Here is a 21,556-nt window from a genome sequence, read left to right as displayed (position 1 = left end):
GCTGCCGGACCGGCGCCGGTGCTGGGTAATCTTGGCGGATATGGATGACCCCACCCGCATCGATCCCACGCTTGAGTCCCTCCGCCGCGCCTGGGAGGGTCAGCCCGACCTCAGCCTTCCCACTTTCTTTGCCATGCTGGCTAATCAAGGCATTGGATGGGGCACCACCGACGCCGAACTCGTTGCGGAATTGGAGCGCCAGGCGGGCGTGCACCCGCCCTTGCTTCCCTTGGAGGGCGGCCGCATTGTGGAAGGGGAATGGCTCGTGCTTGCCGACGTCCCCACCTACCGCATCACCGCCACCCCCACCCACATCATCGTGCGCCGCCCCGATACCCAGCCTGTGGTGTGGGCCTATGAGTCCATTCGCCCCACGGGCCCTGGCCGCCCATTTACCATCCGGGATACCGAGGGCTTTGAGCACCGCTTTGGCGTGGTCTCAAGTCTCATGCGGTTGAGTGCTGAGTGTCCAGACCTTAATGGCCTCAAGCGGCAGGATTTGGGTGATTTCGTGTTCATTCTTCGCTTCGCAGCGGCCATCGGTGTGCTTGATCATGGGCTGCACCTATTTGCTAAGGAAAACCGCCGCGTAACTCGCCAGGACTACTCGTGGCAGCGCATAGAAAAATGCCGCCCCGGTGAGGAACTGGAAATGATCCTCGGGGGCGGCGAGTCGGCCCGCCTTGGGACCGTTCAGGAAATCTTGGTGGCGGAGACTCCTAACCCGTTATTCGGATAGGTCCTTCATCGGACCTACCTTGGTGAACTGCAGCTTGTAAATGGTGTCCAAATCGGCGTCGGGAAACGCTGCCCGAAAATCGCGCTCATTGGTTTCAACGGCGCCAGTAAGGCGCTCCACCGGAGTGTCTGGATTTGCCGTCACTGTGTACTGCAGCGTGGGCCGCGCGCGATCATAAGCCACAAGGCGCTCTACGTGGTCTACGCCCTTGACTCCATCCAAATCCTGGGCCACGGCGCCGGCGATAGCGTTCATCGAGGTCGTGATAGAGCCCTTGTCATTGGAAGAAGCGGACTCCACATTGTTGAAACGGCGGTGGCGCAGGTTAGCCACCACAATCCACAGTCCCAGAATAAGTAGCAGTGCGGAGCCACCGGCCAGCGCCCACACCCACCAGTCATTGTCCGCCAAGCTCTTCCACGTATCGTGGTCCACCCACAGGGCTAAGTACTTGGCAAACTCCACGTTGAAGTGGATCAAGATGGGCCACACGCCCAAAGCAATGAGGATGATTCCCAGCAGGCCCAGCAGGATGCGGTCAAAGGTAGCAAGTTTTCTAGACATTGTTATCCAACTCCGGAATCTTCTCTACAGCCACGGTGACCTGCGGTGGATTCTTGAGGTGGGCCAGGCAGCGCGTTACTGCCGTCTCCACCCGGCCCTGCAGCTCCGCATCGTCCGTATCGCCATTGACGGTGACCTTGGCCGTCTTGCTATCCGCGGAGGTCTGCGCCGAGGCCACTCCCGGAACACGGCGAGCAGTGGCCGAAGAGAGGCGGGCGATATCCACCGGCCGCATCCACATGGAGGCGGTATCGGAGGCAAGTTGCATGTGCGTGGTGCGGCGCGTCTTCACTGCCGCGAAGAGGAAAATTAGGCCTACGACGATGGAGGCGACGCCGGCCCAGATCATCCAGGTCTGCAGCTCTTCAGTAGCAATGAGATTAAGCACCGGCTGTACCCAGGACTGCGCGTCAGAACCGGACCCCACCAGCCACGTCTCGCGCACACCGACGACGCCCGCGGCGAGCAGCAGGAGCCCAAGGATCACGGCCCAAGTACGCGCCGCCGGAGACGCCTTCGGCTGCTGCCCAAAGTGTTCAGGCATGTGCTGATCAGCCATTATTGCCTCCTTGTGGGCGGTACGGGTTAATGGAAATGGCGCGCAACGGCTCGGGTCGCGGCGCATCGACGTGCACCGGCCGAGGATTTGCCGGCGTGACCTCAATGCGTTTGAGCGGTTGTGGCCGCGGGGCCTTTACCGTGCGCGCAGGGGCAGACTTGGGGGCCTCGACGCGGTGCGGAGTCCATTCGTGGCGAATCTCGATCTCGCGCAGCGGCTGCGGCCGAGGGGCTGCTACCTGAACCTTCCGTGCCAGCGGACGAACCTGCCCACTAGGGAGCAACCTGGCTGGGCGAGGTGCAGTCACGCTGCGCACGCGAACCGGCTTGGGTTCCCTAATCGGCCGCATCGAGTGGTCGCTTGGGGACGAAATCTCACGCAGCTCGTGGTCTGGGAGGTCAGCAGAAATGTTGCGTACCTCGGCCTCGCGCGGGGTGTTCACGGACTGCACTGCGACGCCGGCGGCCGGCGCAGCGATGGTGCGCACCGGTGCCTCCTGCGGTGTGGCAATGCTGCGTACATTCACCGACTCCGCAGTGACCGGCTGCCATACCGGCGAGGGCGTGATGTGGGGCGCGACGGCAGCAGCGACTTGGCGCTGTTCCACCTCTGCGGCAGTTACTCGATTGCCCGGAACGGAACCGCCGACGGTGACGTTGACGCGCGTGGTGGAATAACCGGTGTGCGCCGCGATGGCTTCCGAGATGGCGGCACGAGTATGTTCCGCCACCGTGGTGACCGGCGAAGGCCACACCACGCCAATGGTGGCGTTGACGGCTGCTACCTCGCGCTCTGGGTCCATTTGGACCGAGACCCGTGGAAAACCGCGGCCGCCGATGCCCGCTAGCTTGGCCTCTATAGCCTTGGTGCCGGGCACGCTAGCAATCGCGGCGGTAACGATGTGTTCCATGGTCCGCAGCGAGATACGCGTGTGGCCCTGAGTGGAACTATCTGTCATTAACCTTGGCCTTTCTCCTTACCAATGAGGCCATTCCACACAGAAGTGAGATCAATACGGCCATCAAAGTGTGCACCCACAATGCCGCCGATTGCGGCAAGAAGTACCGCGAGCAAAGTAGGACCCCAGCCTAGGTACAAAAAGAAGGCAAGAATAAGGCCGGAAATGATGCCCAAAGTGGTGTAATTCTTCATATCTATTCCTTCGATGGAGCAGCGGATAAGCCATCTACGGCGTCAGAAAACTCAACGTCAATGCGCTGCAGTTCGGGACAAGCCCCACGGGCGGCGGACCGAATATCTTCTGCCAAGGCATAAAGGTCCGGCGCGGCGCTGATATCAACGCGAATATTGATCTGCAGGTGGCGATCATCGCGTGGGTCGGGCCGGCGCATGCCGACGATGCGCTCGCCCGGTAGGTACAAACTGACCGAACCGAACGAACCGCCGTCGAGCGCGGCGACGCCGCGCACCTTCTGGACTGCCTCCGCAATAGCGCGGGCGTGGCTTACCTCGAGCTCGAAACGTGCTCGGGGCTCAGGCATTGGGCTTAAGCCTGACCCTGGTTCAAAGCAGCCTGGTCCTCAGCCTCGGACTCATCCTTCGGCAGCTTAACGTCGTGAACAACAACGTTGACGCGCTCGACGCTCAGGCCGGTCATGCGCTCAACGGCATTCATGATGTTGCGGCGGATGGCCTCGGCGAGCTCGTGGATGGCCACGCCGTACTCAGCGGTGATGGCAACCTCGATGCGAGCGCTCCCGTCTGCTACCTCTACGTCCACGCCCTGGCGGACGTCTTCAGAAGCACCGAAGGACTCGCGGATATTGCCGATCATGCGAGCGCCGCCGCCACCCAGGGAATCCACGCCGGAAACCTCGCGGGCAGCGATACCGGCAATCTTGGACACCACGACATCATCGATGGTGGTGGTGCCGTACTGGGTTTCCAGGTTGTTATTGACCTCGCGCTCCTCGGAAGCAGGAACCTGGTTGTCAGAGTTTTGTGCAGGGGTCTTGTTTTCAGACATGGGCGAGTGAGCCTTTCTCTATTGGGTGATGCATGAACGCGATATTCAACTATCTAGGCAGGACAAAGAGTCCACAGCCATTACCTCCGAGCTTAGATACTTCTCAGCCGAGTGTGGGGTGCGAGGCAACAAAATTTTCCAAAACGTGATTTTTGGCACGGTTTAATACGCGGCTTGAAAAACCGCAGCCCAACATGCTTAAATACAAAGGTTGCTTTAACAGGGCAGCGAGAACCGAGGTTCGGTGATGGCGGCGGACGTCGCCAAGCATGAGTCTCGGGGAGACGCTGAGCTGGTAAAGCGAACATGACACCTTCGTTGTCGCCATGCTTCAGGAAAACCTGAAGCATTGACTGGAAGGTCATCCAATCGGGCTAGGTCCGCGTTAGAGCAGTGACACCCCGAGAAGATGGACCGGAGAAGGGGCATGGCAAATAAACAGCGGCAGTAGACGAATTGGACACTCACCACGTGTAATGCGTGAAAACCGTCCTCTTCACAATACTTTGACTACGGGTCTTGTACCCCGTCGAGAGCACTGCGTTCTGGCACTTGCCATGTACCGCAACTCTTGGTCGTCATGGCAGTCAGACCACTGGCGTTGTGTCAGGCCCCAAGCCCGGACAACGTTATAGAGAAATCGAGAAGCAATTTCCCACCGCTTCACGCCCCGGAAACGCCGGGAATGTGAAAGTGGGGAAGCGAGGAAGAGGATAAGCGTGGCGGGACAAAAAATCCGCATTCGGCTGAAGGCCTATGACCACGAGGCTATCGACGCTTCTGCAAAGAAGATCGTCGAGACCGTTACCCGTACCGGTGCTCGTGTAGTTGGCCCAGTGCCGCTCCCAACCGAGAAGAACGTATACGCAGTTATTCGTTCTCCGCACAAGTACAAGGACTCTCGCGAGCACTTCGAGATGCGCACTCACAAGCGCCTGATCGACATTCTCGACCCAACTCCGAAGACCGTTGACGCTCTTATGCGCATCGATCTTCCGGCAAGCGTCGACGTGAACATCCAGTAAGCGACTTTGGTGGAGAACAAATAATGAGTGAAAACGAGATCAAGGGCATTCTGGGCAAGAAGCTCGGCATGACCCAGGTCTTCGATGAGGACAACCGCGTTGTGCCGGTTACCGTCGTCGAGGCAGGGCCATGCGTTGTCACCCAGATTCGCACCCCCGAAACCGATGGCTACAGCGCCATCCAGATCGCCTTTGGCGAAATTGACCCACGCAAGGCAAACAAGCCGGTTGGTGGACACTTCAAGAAGGCTGGCGTAACCCCGCGCCGTCACGTTGCGGAAATCCGCATGGACGACACCTCTGCATACGAGGTTGGCCAAGAGGTCAAGGTTGACATCTTCGAAGGTATCTCCTTCGTTGACGTCACCGGCAAGACCAAGGGCCACGGCTACGCCGGCGCCATGAAGCGCCACGGCTTCGCAGGCCAGGGCGCAGCTCACGGTAACCAGGCCGCTCACCGCCGCGTTGGCGGCATCGGCGGCGCTGCTACCCCGGGCCGCGTCTTCAAGGGCAAGCGCATGGCTGGCCGTATGGGCCACGACCGCGTGACCACCCAGAACCTGAAGATTCAGAAAATCGATGCCGAGTCCAACCTGCTGCTCATCAAGGGTGCTATCCCTGGTGCGCGCGGCGGCCTCGTCACCGTTAAGACCGCAGTGAAGGGCGGTGCACACGCATGAGCAACCTCAAGCTAGACGTCCACACTTCCGAGGGTAAGACCAACGGCTCTGTAGACCTGCCAGCTGAAATCTTTGACACCGAGGCATCCATTGCTTTGATGCACCAGGTTGTTAACGCTCAGCTTGCTGCTGCACGCCAGGGCACCCACGCAACCAAGACCCGCGGCGACGTCCGCGGTGGTGGTCGCAAGCCTTTCCGTCAGAAGGGCACCGGCCGTGCACGCCAGGGCTCCATCCGCGCACCGCACTACACCGGTGGCGGCACCGTCCATGGCCCACAGCCACGCGACTACGCACAGCGCACCCCTAAGAAGATGATCAAGGCTGCTCTCTTCGGTGCACTGTCTGACCGTGCTCGCAACGAGCGCATCCACGTCATCGAAGAGCTCGTACCGGGCCAGAAGCCGTCCACCAAATCGGCCAAGGACTTCCTCGAGTCCCTGACCGAGCGCAAGAACGTGCTCCTGGTCATCGGCCGCGAGGACATCAATGCTCGTCGTAGCGCTAATAACCTGCCTAACGTTCAGATCCTGGACGCTGGCCAGCTCAACACCTACGACGTTCTCTACTCCGATGACGTTGTGTTCTCCGTTGAGGCGCTACACACCTTCATCAACCGCGCAACCGGCGCGGATAAGGAGGAGAACTAATGGCTAAGATTTCTAACCCACGCGATATCATCATCGCCCCGGTTGTATCCGAGAAGTCCTATGGTCTGATGGAGCAGAACGTCTACACGTTCTACGTCTCCACGGACTCCAATAAGTCCCAGATTAAAGATGCCGTAGAGCAGATCTTTGGCGTAAAGGTCGACTCCGTGAACACCGTGAACCGTGCAGGTAAGCGTAAGCGCACCCGCTCCGGTTACGGCCAGCGTAAGTCCACCAAGCGTGCATACGTGACGCTCCGTGAAGGCAGCGACTCCATCGACGTCTTTGGCGCACAGGCCTAAGACGGAGACGAAGTAAGGAAGAATTATGGCTATTCGTAAGTACAAGCCGACAACTCCGGGTCGCCGCGCATCCTCCGTTTCTGAGTTTGACGAGATCACTCGTTCTACTCCGGAGAAGTCCCTGCTGCGCCCCCTGAGCAAGACTGGTGGCCGTAACAACTACGGCCGCATCACCACCCGCCACATCGGCGGTGGCCACAAGCGCCGTTACCGTCTCATCGACTTCCGTCGTAACGACAAGGACGGCATCCCGGCAAAGGTCGCTCACATCGAGTACGACCCGAACCGCACCGCAAACATTGCACTGCTTCACTACGTTGATGGCGAGAAGCGCTACATCATCGCCCCGAAGGGCCTGAAGCAGGGCACCATCGTCGAGTCCGGCCCGAACGCAGATATCAAGGTTGGCAACAACCTGCCGCTGCGTAACATCCCGACCGGTTCCATCATCCACGCTGTTGAGCTCAAGCCGGGCGCCGGCGCTAAGCTGGCTCGCTCCGCTGGTGCTTCCATCCAGCTGCTGGGTAAGGAAGGCAAGTACGCAGTTCTGCGTATGCCGTCTTCCGAAATCCGCCGTGTGGACATCCGCTGCCGCGCCACCGTTGGTGAGGTTGGCAACGCCGAGCAGATGAACATCCGCTGGGGCAAGGCCGGCCGTATGCGCTGGAAGGGCGTACGCCCGACCGTCCGCGGTGTCGTTATGAACCCGGTTGACCACCCACACGGTGGTGGTGAGGGTAAGACCTCGGGTGGTCGCCACCCTGTGTCCCCATGGGGTCACAAGGAGGGTCGCACCCGCAACCCGAACCGTTACTCCAACAACATGATCGTGCGCCGTCGTCGCCCGAACAAGAAGCGCTAAGAGGAGGTAAACAATGCCACGCAGCCTTAAGAAGGGCCCGTTCGTCGATGAGCACCTCCTCAACAAGGTGGATGCTCAGAACGATGCAGGCACCAAGCAGGTCATCAAGACCTGGTCTCGCCGCTCGACCATTCTCCCCGATTTCATCGGTCACACCTTCGCCGTCCATGACGGCCGCAAGCACGTGCCGGTTTTCATCGAGGATTCCATGGTCGGCCACAAGCTGGGCGAGTTTGCACCAACCAAGACCTTTAAGGGTCACGTCAAGGATGACAAGAAGGGACGTCGATAAGCGATGAGTGAGACCATCACCTCCGCATCCGCCACGGCCCGCTACGTCCGCGTCACCCCGATGAAGGCACGTCGCGTGCTCGATCTGGTCCGCGGCAAGTCCGTAAGCGAAGCCCTGGCTATCCTGAAGTACGCACCGCAGGGTGCTTCCAAGCCAGTTGCCAAGGTCGTTGCTTCTGCAGCCGCTAACGCTGAGAACAACTTCGGCCTCGACCCACGCACCCTGGTCATCTCCGAGGCTTATGCCAACGAGGGTCCGACCATGCGTCGTTTCCAGCCGCGTGCACAGGGTCGTGCATTCATGATTCGTAAGCGCACCAGCCACATCACCGTGGTGGTCGAAAGCCAGCAGGAAGGGGCCAAGTAATGGGCCAGAAGATCCATCCTCACGGCCTACGTTTGGGCATCACTTCCGACTGGAAGACCCACTGGTTCGCCGATAAGGACTACGCGAACTACGTAGCCGAAGACATCAAGATTCGTAACTACCTCAACAAGGGCCTCGAGCGCGCCGGCATTGCCGACGTCGTCATCGAGCGCACCCGCGACCGCGTCCGCGTGGACATTCACACCGCTCGTCCGGGCATCGTGATTGGCCGCCGCGGTGCTGAGGCTGACCGCATCCGCCGCGAGCTGGAAAAGCTCACCGGCAAGATGGTTGCTCTCAACATCCTCGAGGTCAAGCAGGTAGACGCAAACGCAACCCTGGTTGCTCACTCCATCGCGGAGCAGCTGGTTAACCGTGTCGCATTCCGTCGTGCAATGCGCAAGGCTATCCAGTCCGCTATGCGCCAGCCACAGGTTAAGGGCATCAAGATCCTGCTGTCCGGCCGCCTGGGCGGTGCAGAAATGTCCCGCGTTGAGCGCTACCACGAGGGTCGCGTTCCGCTGCACACTCTTCGCGCCGAAATCGACTACGGCACCGCAGAGGCCCACACCACCTTCGGCCGCATCGGCATCAAGGTGTGGATCTACAAGGGTGACGTCGTCGGTGGCGTACGCGAGTCCGAACTGAACGCTCCGGCACAGGGCCGTGGTCGTGACCGCAATGGTCGCTCCCGCCGCGGTGGCCAGCGCCGCCAGCGTGCACAGCAGAAGCAGGAGGGCTAATCCATGCTGATTCCTAAGCGTGTTAAGTACCGCCGTCAGCACCGCCCGAACCGTCGCGGCGTGTCCAAGGGCGGTAACCGCATCAACTTCGGCGATTACGCTATCCAGGCTCTCGAGCCGGCGTACATCACCAACCGTCAGATTGAGGCCGCACGTATTGCCATCAACCGCCACGTCAAGCGTGGTGGCAAGGTGTGGATCAACATCTTCCCGGACCGTCCGTTGACCCAGAAGCCGCTCGGCGTTCGTATGGGTTCCGGTAAGGGCCCGGTTGAGAAGTGGGTGGCTAACGTTAAGCCAGGCCGCGTACTTTTCGAGATGAGCTACCCAACCGAGGCCGTTGCTATTGAGGCTCTGCGCCGTGCAGGCCAGAAGCTTCCTTGCAAGGTCCGCATCATCAAGAAGGAGGACCAGTTCTAATGGCAACCGGTACCCCCGCCCACGAGTTCCGTGAGCTCGACAACGCTGAGCTGCAGTCCCGCCTGAAGGATGCGAAGGAAGAGCTGTTCAACCTCCGCTTCCAGAAGGCCACTGGCCAGCTGACCAACAACCGCCGCATCGGCACGGTTAAGCGCGACATTGCCCGCATCTACACCGTTCTGCGCGAGCGCGAGCTGGGCCTGTCCGTTGCTCCGGGAGCTGAGGCTTAATCATGAGTGAGGCTAACGTGACTGATTCCAAGAAGGCACCTACTCCGAAGAAGGAGAAGGTCAAGGGCGCTCCTAAGGTTCGCACCGGCTACGTAGTATCCGACAAGATGACCAAGACCATCGTTGTCGAGCTGGAAGACCGCAAGCAGCACGCCCTGTACGGCAAGATCATGCGCTCTAACAAGAAGGTTAAGGTGCATGATGAGGAAGAAACCGCAGGCATTGGCGATCTCGTACGCATCGCTGAGACCCGCCCGCTGTCCAAGGACAAGCACTTCCGTCTCGTTGAGATCATCGAGAAGGCTAAGTAAAAACTAGCCAGCGCAGCCCCTGCTCCGAATCTTAGGGTTCGGGGCGGGGGCCTTCGCCGTTTTAGGACTTCTTTACGGCCGGGCCCTGCCATAAAACCAGTAGGGAACCCATGTGACGTCGTTGGTATCTAGGCCCCATTCATTCACCGCGAGGCCTCGCACGCTTTTTGCTAGCTTCCCCTCGCCGGAAGCCCATACGTACCCTGGCCTCGGCGCACCAGCATAGTCCGCTCTCAGGGCGGCAACGACAGCCTCCGCCTCCTCGTGCGGTTGGGTATGAATAATCCGCAGGCTGCGTACGCTCGCCTCCCATCTAGCTGCGAGGCCTGGTTCTACCTCGTCGTTGCTGGTAACCACGGCCATAACGTCGGTGGCCCGAAGCATTTCCGGGTTATGGTCTTCTTGGTAGTCCAAAATGTGCCGCAGCGCGGGCAGGGCGGATGCGTCGGCGACTAGAAGTTGTGGCTTCTCGGTTGGCCGCCACAGGTCGTTGCAGGTGAAGAATCCCGCTGTATCCCCGGCTTGTGCGCGGCGAATCCACCGCGAGCCAGGTCCTGAATCACCGTGTGTCACCACGTCGACATCGACTGTGGCCTCCTCCGAGTGGAGCGCGCGGATGGTGTACCAGCGCAGGTCCGGCCGCCTCTCCTCATCGATCGCGCTCACAGCCGAGCGGAGGTTTATGCCGTCGACGGGGAAGGGTGTAAATTCCTGTTCATCTCGGGGCATGACGAGTCCAAAGAATTCATCGGGACCGGAGAGAGTGTATGTCCGGAAAGCCTCGGCGTAGAACGTGAGCCGGTGCAAGCGCGGACTGATGCGTTTATTGGCGGTCAAAGTAACGGGGATGAGTTCGTGCGCAGACATTGGGGCCGATTGTAGAGAAGGGTTCATGTGTCTAAAAAATTACTATTTTAGTTTAGCCTTGCCTAATCGTGCCTATGCGTTATAAGGTAAGCAAGGCTATTTTCCTCCTTTATTGAAAGGCTTAACCTCATGAAGATTTTCGGCCGTCGCACCATGGGCGCAGTAGCAATGTTTTCCGCCGGAGCCTTAGCTTTAGGCGGTTGCTCGCGTGGTGAGGGCGATGAAACAGCTCAGGCGACCGACGCTGCCAGCGAGCAGCGCGTGGCTAGCCTGGGTCTAGGTGATGCCGACACGCTGCTTGCCTTGGGGATCACTCCCGTAACGGTGGCGCCGTGGGGGGCTGAGGGCGATGGCGACCCTTCTGGCGTCGGCCCCTGGGCAGAGGAACTTTTGGGCGAGGCAAAGCCTGAGGTGATTTATAATACCGCAACCGGATTTACCGCCGATACCTTTGAGCAGGTCACCGCGGCTGACCCCACCCAGATCATTGCGGTGAACCAGGCGGTGGATGCACGAACGAAGGGAGCCCTGGAAGAAATCGCGCCTACCACCGTTAAGCCGAACGGCTATGAAGACTGGCAGGTGCCCTGGGAAAAGCAGGTAGAAACCATCGCGGATGCGGTGGGTAAAAAAGACGAAGGCGATAAGCTTATCGATGACACCGAAAAGGCCTTCGAGGAATTCCGCCACGAGCACGCGGAATTGCAGGATAAGTCTGCGGCCATCGTCATGCCTTATGACGGCAAAATTGGCCTATACACCGAGGAGGATGGGCGTGGACAATTTATCGAGAACCTTGGCATGGAGATCCCCGATGCATTGCAGGGCGATGGAGGCAGCTTCTTCGTCGACATTGCCCCAGAAAACTACGCGAAGCTTAACCAGGTTGATTACCTCTTTGTCCTGGACTACAACGGCTCCTCCGATGTCTTGAAGAAGGATAAGACCTTCCAAGGCCTCGACATTGTCAAGGATGGTCGCGTGCGCTACTTGGATACCGATACCGGCAATGCCATGAGTATGCCCAACCCGGTGACCATCCCCTGGGCAGTAGATAAATTTGAAGAGAAACTGTAATTGTCAGCAACCACGATGGACGGCCAACAAATCCAGTCGGATTCCGCAGCAGATAGTCCTACGACCACCGGCACCCCCGCAACGGTAGTGGCGCAGGCACAGAGTCATAAGATGCTCCTTGTCGCCTTCATCCTCGCCAGCCTGGTGTTGGCGGTGGTGTCTTTGGCGGTGGGCTCCCGCTCGATTCTGCCCGAGGAGGTTATCGCTGCCCTGCACGGGGCAGGGGAGCAGAATATCCGCGATATCGTGTGGAACCTGCGCATGCCGCGCACCTTCTTGGCTTATTTCGCCGGCGCGGCCCTTGCTGTGGCAGGTGTGCTGGCGCAATCGTGGACCAGAAACCCGCTAGCGGATCCAGGATTTATTGGTGTTACCGCGGGCGCGTCCTTCTTCGTTGCCTTAGGCACGGCCATTGGCATTGCTACCTCCACCAGTATGCGGACCGCCCTCGCGCTCGCTGGCGCGGGTATTACTACGCTGCTGGTCTTAGCCGTATCGCGGCGGTTTGAGGATCCCCTGACGCTCATTCTGGTGGGCGCCGGCGTCTCCGCAGCTTTGGGATCGGGCGCGATGATCATCGGTCTATATTCCACGGACGTCCTCGATAGCATGCGGCGGTGGACTATCGGCTCGACCTTCGGCCGCGGCCCAGAAGATGTCGCGATCGCGGGCATAGGGCTAGTTATTGGCGTAGCGTGTGCGGCGATGGTGGCTAGACCCCTCGACCTTCTGGCAATGGGGGAGGAGTCCTCCCTCGCCTTAGGTGGGTCCCCCACTACCGCGCGGGTAGGCGCGGCGCTCAGCGTCGTGGTGTTGGCTGGCAGCGCAACGGCAGCAACGGGTCCCATTGCCTTCGTCGGTTTTGCCATTCCCCACATCGTGCGGAGGGTGGTGGGCCCTAGCGTTGCCACCTTGCTTTTGCCCTCTGCGCTCTTGGGCGGTTGTGCCGTACTTGGCGCCGATATCACCGGCCGCCTCATTGCGGGTAACTCGGAGCTGGAGATGTCGATCGTCCTCGCGATAGTGGGCGCACCTTTCCTCATTTGGGGTGCTCACCGCGGCGTGGGCAGAGCATGGGGGCAGTAAAGCATGACCGCAATCAGCACTATTTTAAAAGCTCAACAACGCCGCCGGCACGTGCGCGTGCTCGCTTCCACGCTGGCATTCATCCTCATCGCTCTTGGCGCGTACCTAGTGTTACTGGGGCAAGGTCCCATGGCATTGAGTCCGCGGCAGGTTATCGATGTCCTCACCGGAGGCGGCAGCAAGAACCACATCAGGGTGGTGTGGGACTTGCGCCTGCCGGTTGCCATCGCCACCGTTATCGTGGGTGCCGCCCTCGGCTTGGCCGGTTCTTGGACGCAAACCATGGCTCGTAACCCGCTGGCCTCCCCGGATATTTTAGGCGTTACCGGCGGGGCGTCGGTGCTGGTGGTCTTGGGCACCGTGCATTCGCGCCCCAGTTTCGCCGAGGGTATCCCGGAGTTTTGGTGGCGGGCATGCTTGGCGATGATCGGCGCCCTCCTCGTTGTCATCCTCCTCGCTGTTCTGGGTGGCATCGGTACGAGCAACCGCATCGTCATCATCGGTATTGCGTTATCGCTGATGTTTAACGCCCTCGTCGCGTATTTAATGCGCAGCGCCCAGATCCTGCGCGCTGCGGAGGCGCAGACTTGGCTCGCAGGATCGACTGGATTTGTGCACATGGAGGTCATCCTCCCCCTCCTGGTGGCATTAGCGCCGTTTCTCGCCATCGGCATCTGGTGCGCGCGGGAGCTGCCGCTGCTTGCCCATGATGATTCCTCCGCAACCACCCTGGGCGTGAACATCGCCCGCCAGCGCGCCCTCCTGCTTATTGCGGCAACCGGTATCAGCGCCGTGGTGGTCTCGGTGGTGGGGCCCATTGGGTTTATCGCGCTGTTGGCGCCGCACCTGGCGCGGATGGTGGCGCGCACCCCCACGCCATCGCCGCTGGCATCGGCAGCCGCGGGTGCCGCATTACTGACCGTGTGTGCTGTGATCGCTGGCGCTATCCCGGTAAATGCACCGGTGGGTGCGGTTTCCTCGGTCATTGGTGGCTGCGCCTTGGTGATATTGGTGTGGAATGCGGCCGGGCGCAGCTAAACGTTGTGCCGCGGCACAGCAGGGGAACGGATAAGCACGGTGCCAGATGGTGCTAGACAGTCAGACGTGGATGAAGGAAAAGAAATGAAGGATAATCGGCCTAATCAGCCTAAACAGACCACGAGCCCGAAGCCTCGGTGCAGCCTCCACGCCACCGGCATTCATGCGGGATATAAGGATGGCGAGGATATCCTTGCCGGCGTTGATCTGCACGCCCGCGCCGGCGAAGTTACCACGCTCATTGGGCCGAATGGCTGCGGCAAGTCCACGCTGCTGAAAACTCTCTCGAAAATCCTGGCCCCGCGGCAGGGCAGCGTCATGGTCGGGGAAGTTGACCTACACGCCATGTCCGCGAAGGATGCCGCGCAGCAGGTGGCGCTGCTGCCACAGCACCCCGTGGCCCCCGATGAGCTGCGGGTGGGTGAGTTGGTCGCGCGCGGGCGTCATCCCTATCAGGGGAGGATGCGCGGCCTTTCCGCGACGGACCGGGAGATCATTGCGCAGGCCTGCGAGGCTACCGACATTGTGGACTTCCTCGATCGTGATATCGCTTCGCTATCGGGTGGGCAGCGCCAACGCGTCTGGCTGGCGTTGGCACTGGCACAAGATACGCCTGTGCTGCTTCTCGACGAACCCACGACCTTTCTCGACCCCGCCCATGCCATGCGCATGTTGGAGTTGACACGCGCACAGGCGCAGGCGGGAAAAACAGTGGTTGTAGTCCTGCACGACCTCATGCTGGCGGGCCACTATTCTGATTCCATGGTGGTGATGAAATCCGGCGATATCATCGCTCGTGGGGCACCGAAACAAGCGCTGTCGCCGAAGGTATTGGCGCAGGCCTATGGCATCGAGGCTGAGGCCTGGGAGGATCCGCTTGGCGATGCCCCCATTATCGTTCCCCGCCGCGTCGTAGCGGCGCATTAGTGAAGACCTGACAATGGTGGCTGTGTGCCAGAGGCTTTACTTGACCTTTCGTTGTACATCTAGAAAGGAAATTGCCACTACAAAAAGATTGAGCACGCTTCCCGCGCCGAGCAAAAAGGTGCCGATTCGATAGGAGCCTGTGCCTACGGCGGCCATATTGCCGTAGATATAGACCCAGATGCCCCAGCCGATGAGCAGAACGAGGCCGGCAAGACCAGAGAGCAGGCGGAGGCTACGAGGGGAGGTAGGGGCGAAGAATTTATAGGCGGCGTCGACAAGCGCGCAGGCAGCAATGCCCAAGCTCAAGCCGCCAGTGAGCCAGACCGGCAGCAGAGCGGAGGTGCCAAAGACCACCGGCAAAATGAACGCGAGAAACGCCAGGACAAAGAGCGCGGCGTGCAGCCACAGAGTGCGCTTGGTGTAGGTCATAGCGAAGCCTCTACTTCCTCGCGGCGCGGGGGATTGGCGCCCTTGCGGGAGACGGTGATGCCGGCGGCAGCCACGGCGAAGGACAAGATGTCTTTCCACTGCGCCGGATCCAGGGCAACAAGGGCGGCGGCGTCGAGCCCGCGTTCATCAATCTGGGTCAGCAGGGCGGCCATGATGGTGTCGCCGGCACCGATGGTATCGGAGACGGTTACTTGCGCGGCCGGCACCGAAAGGGTGGTATCGCCCGCGCGCACGCTAAGCCCCTCCCCGCCGCGGGTAACTATTACAACGGGTACCTGGGAGATGAGGTCGTCGCCCAGGAACTCGACCTCTTCATCAGAAAGCTTCAACAAAGTCACGTAGGGGAGAAGCTCCGTTAAGAACTCGCGGTGCTCCGCAGTGGCATAGAAGGGTCGGATATTCGGGTCGAGGGCGACCAGGGTTCCCTGCGCGGCAAAGTCCTTCAGAAGTTGCGCATAGCGGGAGGCCCCCGGCTCAAGGGCGAGGGAGACCGTGCCGAAGCAGGCGATATCGGCCGGGACCAGCTGTGGCTCGACCAGGCGGTCGGCCGTGCCCTCGATATAGAAGTTATAGGAGGCCGAGCCATCCTCGTGGATGGTCGTCACGGCAAGCGTGGTGGGTTCATCGCCGCGCTGCAGGTGCGTGGTGGTGACACCCTCGGCCTCGAGGCGGCCGACAAGTTCTTGTCCAAAACCATCGGTGGAGATACGGGACTGGAATTCCACATCGGCGCCCAGTCGTGCCGCCGCGATGGCCACGTTAAATGGTCCGCCGCCCAGCGCCGGGGTGTGGTCGTTCAAGCTGCCAGGGGCCACGGGGACTAGGTCCACCAGGCCTTCGCCGCACACATGAATAGTCATATTTTCATAGTATCGGTGATATGAACTACCGTCCCAATTTTCACCTGGCCCCGCCGCAAGGCCGCCTCAATGATCCCAATGGCGTCTTTGTGGATGGCGATACCCTCCACGTGTACTACCAGCACGACCCGGCCTTTCCCCGCAAGCCCAAGCGCACGGGCTGGGGGCATGCGACGGCGAGCGTATCGGCTCCCACGCCGTGGCAGCATCACCCGGATGCTTTGTATCCAGATCTGCCTTATGACAAGGACGGCTGCTACTCGGGCGGCGCGGTGGTGGATGGAACCGACGTCTGGCTGTTTTATACGGGCAATCTGAAAGAGGACGGCCGTCGCATTCCCTCGCAGAACCGCGTGCGCGCTATAGACCCTTCGGGTCCAGAGGGCGGCATCTATCTCCGCGACGAGAATAATCCCCTAATTCCAGATTCCCCGGAGGGCTATACGGGGCACTTCCGGGATCCACAGATCACCCGCGATGGCGACGGCTGGCGGATGGTCATCGGCGCCCAGACCGAAGACGAGCGCGGCACCATTGTGCTGTACCGCTCGCCGGACCTGGCCCAATGGGATCTCCAGGGCGAGATTTCTTTCGACGATCCTTCGCAGCTGCCCAGCGGCTACATGTGGGAGTGCCCCAACCTGCTTACCTTGGGTGATAAGCAGGTCCTCATCTTCTGTCCCCAAGCCGAAACGGACCGGTGCGGTTATATTGTGGGCACGCTCGACGGCCTGAATTTCCATATCGAGCGTGGCTTTACTCTCCTGGATCATGGCACCCAGTTCTATGCGCCCCAAGCCACCGAGGACGGCATTCTATTGGGATGGATGGGTATGCCCGCCCAGGATGACACCCCAACGGAAGGCTGGGTCCATACCTTGACGCTGCCGCGCCGCATCTGGCTGGAGGATAACTACCTGCACCAGGAGCCGCTGTGGTCCGCCTTGCCGGAGACCCACGGGCGCGAAGGCTTTGGCTCCACCATCGACATCAAGGGCGAAGGCTCCTTTGCTCTTATCGACGCCGCCGGGGACGAAGCCTTCCGCGTCACCCAACACGACGGCACCATCGCCTTTAACGGCGGCGATCCCATCGACTGCCCGGATGGAGAGATGCGCTTGATTGCTGATGGCTGCGCCGTTGAGGTCTATGCCGGTGGCGGTCGCATCGCCGCGTCTTTCGCTGTGTTTGGCGAGTCCCCCTGGCAGGGGTGGGAACCGCGCGGGTAGGTGTACCCGGAACCGGTGAAGTTGCCAACACTCCGCCCGAATGTGTGGACTTAGGCCCGAATCCCGGCTGTAATGGAAATAAGTAGTCACGTCCGGCATTCGGATGTGATCCATTACACTGAAGGGCTCTTCTATGGACCACAAGGAAGTAGCCGCCCGTACGCTTAAGGCGCTGGGCGGCGAAGACAACATCATTGCACTCGCGCACTGCGCCACGCGCTTGCGCATGGTGCTGCAAGATTCTGACAAGGTAGACACCGCAGCGCTGGATAATGACCCCGACCTCAAGGGCACCTTTGAGGCCGGCGGCATGTTCCAGGTCATCGTCGGCCCCGGCGACGTCAATATCGTTTTCCGAGAAATGACCAACCTCATTTCTAAGGACGTGGCCGTATCCACCGACCGCCTGAAAGACATCGCCGCTGAGTCCGGCAATTGGTTCAGCCGTGCGGTCAAGGTGCTTGCGGATATCTTCGTTCCGCTCATTCCAATTCTGCTTGGCGGCGGTCTGCTCATGGCGCTCAACAACGTCTTGACAGCTGAGGGGCTCTTCGGTGACCAATCCGTCATCCAGATGTTCCCCGCCTGGGAAGGTTTTGCCGGCTTGGTGAACCTGCTTGCCTCTGCACCGTTTGCCTTCCTGCCCATCCTCGTGGGCTTTACCGCGACGAAGCGCTTCGGCGGCAACGAGTTCCTCGGCGCCGGTATGGCCATGGCCATGGTCATGCCCGATTTGGTCAGCGGCTACAGCGTGGCCGAGGCGATCGAAAACGGTGAGATGTCCTACTGGAACATCTTCGGCTTCGACGTCGCTCAGGCCGGCTACCAGGGCTCCATCCTGCCCATCCTGGTGATTTCGTGGATTCTCGCCACCTTAGAGAAATTCCTGCACAAGCACCTCAAGGGCACGGTGGACTTCATGCTCACCCCACTGCTCACCTTGCTGATTACTGGCTTCCTGACCTTCATGGGTTTGGGACCCATCCTGCGCACGGCCGGCGAGTGGCTGGGCATGGGCCTGGCCAATCTCTATGACTTTGCCGGTCCCGTCGCCGGCTTCCTCTTCGGCCTCGTCTACTCGCCGATTGTGATTACCGGCCTGCACCAATCCTTCCCGCCGATTGAGACGATGCTGTGGAACGAGGGCGGCTCCTTCGTCTTCCCGATTGCCTCCATGGCCAATATCGCCCAGGGCGGCGTCGCACTCGCCGTGTACTTCCTGGCCCGCTCCGAAAAGCTCAAGGGCCTGGCCGGCGCTTCGGGTATTTCTGCCCTCTTCGGTATTACCGAGCCCGCCATCTTCGGCGTGAACCTCCGCCTGCGCTGGCCGTTCTATATCGGTATGGCAGCATCTGCTATTTCTTCTGCCTTCATCGCCATCTTTGGCGTGCTTGCCGACGCCCTCGGTGCCGCCGGCTTCATCGGCTTCGTCTCCGTCCCCCGCTTCGTCCCGACTTTCCTGTTGTGCGGCGTTATCTCCTTCGTAGTTGCCTTTGTGGGCGCTTACCTCTACGGACGGGTGCTCATTCGCAAGAATGGCTCCATCGACCCGGATGAGGTCAACCCTCCCGCAGCCGAGGCGCAGGCCGCCGCAGGCACCCCGGCTGCGGTAGCTGCCGACGATGCGTGCACCATCTTCTCCCCGCTGGAGGGCACCGCCGTACCACTGTCTCAGGTCAGTGACCCCATGTTTGCTGGCGGCAAGCTGGGCCAGGGTGTGGCAATCGAGCCGACCGTGGGCAAGCTCGTTGCGCCTGCCGACGGCAAAATCACCGTCACCTTCCTCTCCCACCACGCCTACGCCATCCGTACCAAGGATCCAGCGGTGGGAAATATCGATATCCTCATGCACATTGGTTTCGATACGGTAAACCTTAAGGGCGAACACTTCACCTCCCACGTCACCAAGGGTGATGAAGTCAAGCGAGGCGATGTCCTTGCCGAATTCGATATCGACGCCATCAAGGCCGCCGGCCTTCCGGTAACCACCCCAGTGGTGGTCTCCAACTCGAAGAAGACCGGCCCCGTTATTCCTACCGAGGCCTTCCGCCCCGGCGAGCTCATTGGCTCCGGCACCGATATCTTTACCGTGGACCCCAAGCCCGCCGCAGTACCTGCACAGACAGCCTCGCCGGCTTCCGAAGCCGCGTCCTAGTATGCATCTCTGAAAGCAAACGGTGGGCTCTCGAGCCCATCATCTTAGGGCCATCCCATTAGGTCCATAGTGATCAGGCCGATCTGAGGAAAACCACTCCTCGGATCGGCCTTTCCCGCCTCAATTCAGCCTGATCAGATCGGCCTTTACTCGGATGGGCCCTTGATTCTGCGTGACCGAAGTTTTAGTCAGGCATACAAAAAGCTGTGCCGGCCGGACCGAAGTCCGACCGGCACAGCCAGTCTCAGTTTCAGCCCCTACTCAGTAGGGGAGTTCTTTCTTAAGCGAAGAACTTGCGGCGTGCAGCGAAGGCGCCAGCAGCAACCATTGCAGCTACGGCCAGAGCAGCCAGAGCCTGTGCAACGGAGTTGGAGCCGGTCTCAGCGGCCATGCCGCGAACGGAAGCGGTGCCCTCGCCAGCAGCCGGTGCAGCCGGTGCGCCAGCCTGAGCAGCGTCGCCCTCGGCCAGCTTGCCGCCCTGAGCAAGAACCTCATCCTTGTTGGCGTTCAGCATCTGCTCGGAAGCAGCCTTCTCCTCAGCGGTTGGCTCCTGGCCCTTGCGTGCCTCGTCCTTGACGTAGGTCTTGCCGTCCTGGGACAGGTACCAAGTGATGCCACCGATAACCAGCGCTGCCGGAAGTGCCAACCAAGCCAGCTTCTTCTTGTCGAACTCTGGCTTCTCCGGAGCCTCAGACGGGAATGCCTTTGCATAAGCTTCGCGCATCTCGTCGGTGATCTCTTCGTTCACCTTAGCCGGGTCGTTTACGTAGACGGCCGGATCCTTCAGGCTCTGGTACCACTCGTTGCCCTCAGCGTCCTTCTTGGTGGCCGGAGCCGGGACACCTTCGTTGCCTTCGTCACCTTCGGCGTCGGTAACCTGCTCACCTGCGGGAGCTTCTTCGGGCTGGTCCGCGGTAAGTTCCTCGGCCTGCTTGTCGCGGGCGGCCAATGCCTGTTCCTTGGACAGCTCAACCGGAGCGCCGAACTCCGGACGGGACTTGTAGGTGTCACCGTCCTTGAAGTATTCAACGCCGTCCAGAGTCACGGACTCTGGATCCGGGATGCCTTCAGCATTGCTGTCACCGTTTGGCATTTCAGCAACTGGCTTATCTTCAATCTTGTCTTCCTGAGCCTGGGCAACAGCTGCGCCGCCGAAGGCGAGAGCGCCGGTCAGTGCTGCAGCGGTCAGAGTCTGTGGCAAACGCTTCATGTGGTTCTCCTTAAGGGAATGTGTTGTCACGCGCATCCGGTGGAGGTACGCGCCAAAAGATATGAGTCGTTCTCGACGCCAATCACAATAGTCACAAGGTTCACAGTTGTCACGCGAAAAACGGCAGTTAACTGTAATTTTCATGCGTTACGACTGTGGAAAACCTAGAAAAATAGAACAGCTGTGTGGCTAAAATTGCACTAAGGGTCGGTGTGATGTTGTATGTAAGTGCAGATAGTACGGTCAACTTTGTCATGTATGCGTGTCGCTGCATTCGAAATTAGGGGCCAAGGGGTAAGTGGGGGTGTTCGCGAAAATAAATTGGGAAGAGAGGGGTGTCGGCAAGCGCCAAGCGGTGTTTTGGTATGGGCGCTGACGTGTGGTTGAATGTATAGGTTGCAAAAGCTGGTCGGCCCGTAGCGGTGCGTTTCCGAACCGCCGGTCCGAGACCCTTCGGCACAGTCCGTTGTAAAGGCTTGAGCATCGTAAGTTTGTAGACCGCGTGTGGCAAGGACGGAAATCTTACCGCACATCAATCCAGGTCAGGAGACCCATAGTGATTCAGCAAGAATCGCGTCTGCGCGTCGCCGACAACTCTGGTGCACGTGAACTGCTGTGCATCCGCGTTCTCGGCGGCTCTGTCCGACGCTCCGCTGGCATCGGCGACGTCATCGTCGCGACTGTCAAGGACGCTGTCCCAGGTGGCAACGTCAAGGAAGGCGACATTGTAAAGGCAGTTATCGTCCGTGCGAAGAAGGAAACCCGTCGTCCGGACGGCTCCTACATTCGCTTTGACGAGAACGCTGCAGTTGTTCTCAAGGGCGATAGCGAGCCCCGTGGTACCCGTATCTTTGGACCGGTTGCTCGCGAACTTCGTGACAAGCGTTTCATGAAGATCGTTTCTCTCGCACCGGAGGTGATCTAGTC

Annotated in this window: 29 protein-coding genes; 19 read left to right on the top strand and 10 right to left on the bottom strand. The window is 60.1% G+C overall.

The annotated features are described in order from the left end of the window. The first annotated feature begins 40 nt into the window (after positions 1–40). Positions 41–739, top strand: coding sequence for a hypothetical protein (locus MHY22_RS03830; RefSeq protein ID WP_239278130.1), 699 nt, complete (start codon positions 41–43; stop codon positions 737–739). Here MHY22_RS03830 and amaP read toward each other — a convergent pair. From amaP to MHY22_RS03800, 6 genes are read right to left on the bottom strand one after another with little or no spacing between them, the layout of a single operon-like run. Further along, on the bottom strand, positions 728–1,303 hold the full coding sequence (gene amaP, locus MHY22_RS03825) for an alkaline shock response membrane anchor protein AmaP (RefSeq protein WP_239278129.1): 576 nt from the start codon (positions 1,301–1,303) through the stop codon (positions 728–730). The two genes, MHY22_RS03830 and amaP, sit on opposite strands and share 12 nt — an antisense overlap. After that, the gene (locus tag MHY22_RS03820; protein WP_005327992.1) at positions 1,296–1,862 is read right to left on the bottom strand and encodes a DUF6286 domain-containing protein; all 567 of its coding nucleotides are present in this window, start codon (positions 1,860–1,862) and stop codon (positions 1,296–1,298) included. Before MHY22_RS03820 ends, amaP begins: the two co-directional genes overlap by 8 nt. Next, positions 1,855–2,820, bottom strand: a complete 966-nt coding sequence (locus MHY22_RS03815) for a lysophospholipase (protein ID WP_225745981.1) — start codon at positions 2,818–2,820, stop codon at positions 1,855–1,857. Before MHY22_RS03815 ends, MHY22_RS03820 begins: the two co-directional genes overlap by 8 nt. Further along, positions 2,820–3,014, bottom strand: coding sequence for a hypothetical protein (locus tag MHY22_RS03810; RefSeq protein WP_005322852.1), 195 nt, complete (start codon positions 3,012–3,014; stop codon positions 2,820–2,822). Before MHY22_RS03810 ends, MHY22_RS03815 begins: the two co-directional genes overlap by 1 nt. 2 nt (positions 3,015–3,016) lie before the next feature. Continuing rightward, positions 3,017–3,364 carry a hypothetical protein gene (locus tag MHY22_RS03805; protein WP_049378862.1) on the bottom strand — a complete coding sequence of 116 codons (348 nt, stop codon included), beginning with the start codon at positions 3,362–3,364 and terminating at the stop codon, positions 3,017–3,019. A 5-nt stretch (positions 3,365–3,369) separates the two neighbouring features. Next, positions 3,370–3,849 carry an Asp23/Gls24 family envelope stress response protein gene (locus MHY22_RS03800; protein WP_239278128.1) on the bottom strand — a complete coding sequence of 160 codons (480 nt, stop codon included), beginning with the start codon at positions 3,847–3,849 and terminating at the stop codon, positions 3,370–3,372. A gap of 719 nt (positions 3,850–4,568) precedes the next feature. Between MHY22_RS03800 and rpsJ the strand changes: the two genes are divergently transcribed. From rpsJ to rpsQ, 11 genes are read left to right on the top strand one after another with little or no spacing between them, the layout of a single operon-like run. After that, complete coding sequence (rpsJ, locus tag MHY22_RS03795; RefSeq protein WP_003848085.1) at positions 4,569–4,874, top strand: 30S ribosomal protein S10; 306 nt, start codon at positions 4,569–4,571, stop codon at positions 4,872–4,874. Positions 4,875–4,897: 23 nt separating this feature from the next. Further along, a complete protein-coding gene (gene rplC, locus MHY22_RS03790) occupies positions 4,898–5,554 on the top strand; it encodes a 50S ribosomal protein L3 (RefSeq protein WP_238800390.1) in 657 nt (218 codons plus the stop codon). Further along, the gene (gene rplD, locus MHY22_RS03785; protein ID WP_239278126.1) at positions 5,551–6,204 is read left to right on the top strand and encodes a 50S ribosomal protein L4; all 654 of its coding nucleotides are present in this window, start codon (positions 5,551–5,553) and stop codon (positions 6,202–6,204) included. Before rplC ends, rplD begins: the two co-directional genes overlap by 4 nt. Then, the gene (gene rplW, locus MHY22_RS03780) at positions 6,204–6,506 is read left to right on the top strand and encodes a 50S ribosomal protein L23 (protein ID WP_239278124.1); all 303 of its coding nucleotides are present in this window, start codon (positions 6,204–6,206) and stop codon (positions 6,504–6,506) included. Before rplD ends, rplW begins: the two co-directional genes overlap by 1 nt. A gap of 25 nt (positions 6,507–6,531) precedes the next feature. Then, positions 6,532–7,368 (top strand): 50S ribosomal protein L2, encoded by an 837-nt coding sequence (rplB, locus tag MHY22_RS03775; RefSeq protein WP_204610252.1) that lies wholly within the window; start codon positions 6,532–6,534, stop codon positions 7,366–7,368. Between the two features lie 13 nt (positions 7,369–7,381). Next, entirely contained in the window at positions 7,382–7,660 is a 279-nt protein-coding gene (gene rpsS / locus MHY22_RS03770) for a 30S ribosomal protein S19 (protein ID WP_005276936.1), read from the top strand. 3 nt (positions 7,661–7,663) lie between these two features. After that, positions 7,664–8,026: a 50S ribosomal protein L22 gene (gene rplV / locus MHY22_RS03765; protein ID WP_005276938.1), complete on the top strand. Its 363-nt coding sequence runs from the start codon at positions 7,664–7,666 to the stop codon at positions 8,024–8,026. Beyond that, the gene (gene rpsC / locus MHY22_RS03760; protein ID WP_023027807.1) at positions 8,026–8,769 is read left to right on the top strand and encodes a 30S ribosomal protein S3; all 744 of its coding nucleotides are present in this window, start codon (positions 8,026–8,028) and stop codon (positions 8,767–8,769) included. Before rplV ends, rpsC begins: the two co-directional genes overlap by 1 nt. A gap of 3 nt (positions 8,770–8,772) precedes the next feature. Next, the gene (gene rplP / locus MHY22_RS03755; RefSeq protein WP_005322843.1) at positions 8,773–9,189 is read left to right on the top strand and encodes a 50S ribosomal protein L16; all 417 of its coding nucleotides are present in this window, start codon (positions 8,773–8,775) and stop codon (positions 9,187–9,189) included. Next, a complete protein-coding gene (gene rpmC / locus MHY22_RS03750) occupies positions 9,189–9,419 on the top strand; it encodes a 50S ribosomal protein L29 (RefSeq protein WP_005322842.1) in 231 nt (76 codons plus the stop codon). The genes rplP and rpmC overlap by 1 nt, the downstream gene beginning before the upstream one ends. Before the next feature lie 2 nt (positions 9,420–9,421). After that, positions 9,422–9,730 (top strand): 30S ribosomal protein S17, encoded by a 309-nt coding sequence (rpsQ, locus tag MHY22_RS03745; protein ID WP_049378865.1) that lies wholly within the window; start codon positions 9,422–9,424, stop codon positions 9,728–9,730. A gap of 72 nt (positions 9,731–9,802) precedes the next feature. Here rpsQ and MHY22_RS03740 read toward each other — a convergent pair whose 3' ends face one another. Beyond that, positions 9,803–10,597, bottom strand: coding sequence for a siderophore-interacting protein (locus MHY22_RS03740; protein ID WP_239278123.1), 795 nt, complete (start codon positions 10,595–10,597; stop codon positions 9,803–9,805). 129 nt (positions 10,598–10,726) lie between these two features. Between MHY22_RS03740 and MHY22_RS03735 the strand changes: the two genes are divergently transcribed. The 4 genes from MHY22_RS03735 to MHY22_RS03720 all read left to right on the top strand — a co-directional run bounded on the left by MHY22_RS03735 (position 10,727) and on the right by MHY22_RS03720 (position 14,725). Next, on the top strand, positions 10,727–11,674 hold the full coding sequence (locus MHY22_RS03735) for an ABC transporter substrate-binding protein (RefSeq protein WP_239278122.1): 948 nt from the start codon (positions 10,727–10,729) through the stop codon (positions 11,672–11,674). Continuing rightward, positions 11,675–12,760 carry an iron ABC transporter permease gene (locus tag MHY22_RS03730; RefSeq protein WP_239278121.1) on the top strand — a complete coding sequence of 362 codons (1,086 nt, stop codon included), beginning with the start codon at positions 11,675–11,677 and terminating at the stop codon, positions 12,758–12,760. A 3-nt stretch (positions 12,761–12,763) separates the two neighbouring features. Continuing rightward, the gene (locus MHY22_RS03725; protein ID WP_239278120.1) at positions 12,764–13,798 is read left to right on the top strand and encodes an iron chelate uptake ABC transporter family permease subunit; all 1,035 of its coding nucleotides are present in this window, start codon (positions 12,764–12,766) and stop codon (positions 13,796–13,798) included. Between the two features lie 84 nt (positions 13,799–13,882). After that, positions 13,883–14,725 carry an ABC transporter ATP-binding protein gene (locus MHY22_RS03720; RefSeq protein WP_239278174.1) on the top strand — a complete coding sequence of 281 codons (843 nt, stop codon included), beginning with the start codon at positions 13,883–13,885 and terminating at the stop codon, positions 14,723–14,725. A 36-nt stretch (positions 14,726–14,761) separates the two neighbouring features. Here MHY22_RS03720 and MHY22_RS03715 read toward each other — a convergent pair whose 3' ends face one another. Both MHY22_RS03715 and MHY22_RS03710 read right to left on the bottom strand, forming a co-directional pair. Continuing rightward, entirely contained in the window at positions 14,762–15,154 is a 393-nt protein-coding gene (locus MHY22_RS03715) for a multidrug transporter (protein ID WP_239278119.1), read from the bottom strand. Next, positions 15,151–16,035, bottom strand: a complete 885-nt coding sequence (locus tag MHY22_RS03710; RefSeq protein ID WP_239278118.1) for a carbohydrate kinase — start codon at positions 16,033–16,035, stop codon at positions 15,151–15,153. Before MHY22_RS03710 ends, MHY22_RS03715 begins: the two co-directional genes overlap by 4 nt. A gap of 20 nt (positions 16,036–16,055) precedes the next feature. Between MHY22_RS03710 and MHY22_RS03705 the strand changes: the two genes are divergently transcribed. Next, the gene (locus tag MHY22_RS03705) at positions 16,056–17,264 is read left to right on the top strand and encodes a glycoside hydrolase family 32 protein (RefSeq protein WP_239278117.1); all 1,209 of its coding nucleotides are present in this window, start codon (positions 16,056–16,058) and stop codon (positions 17,262–17,264) included. 133 nt (positions 17,265–17,397) lie between these two features. Next, complete coding sequence (locus tag MHY22_RS03700; RefSeq protein WP_239278116.1) at positions 17,398–19,419, top strand: sucrose-specific PTS transporter subunit IIBC; 2,022 nt, start codon at positions 17,398–17,400, stop codon at positions 19,417–19,419. Between the two features lie 280 nt (positions 19,420–19,699). Here MHY22_RS03700 and MHY22_RS03695 read toward each other — a convergent pair whose 3' ends face one another. Further along, positions 19,700–20,629, bottom strand: coding sequence for a hypothetical protein (locus tag MHY22_RS03695; RefSeq protein WP_239278115.1), 930 nt, complete (start codon positions 20,627–20,629; stop codon positions 19,700–19,702). Positions 20,630–21,185: 556 nt separating this feature from the next. Between MHY22_RS03695 and rplN the strand changes: the two genes are divergently transcribed. Then, the gene (rplN, locus tag MHY22_RS03690; RefSeq protein WP_049378875.1) at positions 21,186–21,554 is read left to right on the top strand and encodes a 50S ribosomal protein L14; all 369 of its coding nucleotides are present in this window, start codon (positions 21,186–21,188) and stop codon (positions 21,552–21,554) included. Positions 21,555–21,556: the final 2 nt, after the last annotated feature.

The sequence above is a fragment of the Corynebacterium sp. ACRPO genome, assembly GCF_022347205.1.
GTDB lineage: Bacteria > Actinomycetota > Actinomycetes > Mycobacteriales > Mycobacteriaceae > Corynebacterium.
This window is presented reverse-complemented; position numbering and strand designations above follow the sequence as displayed.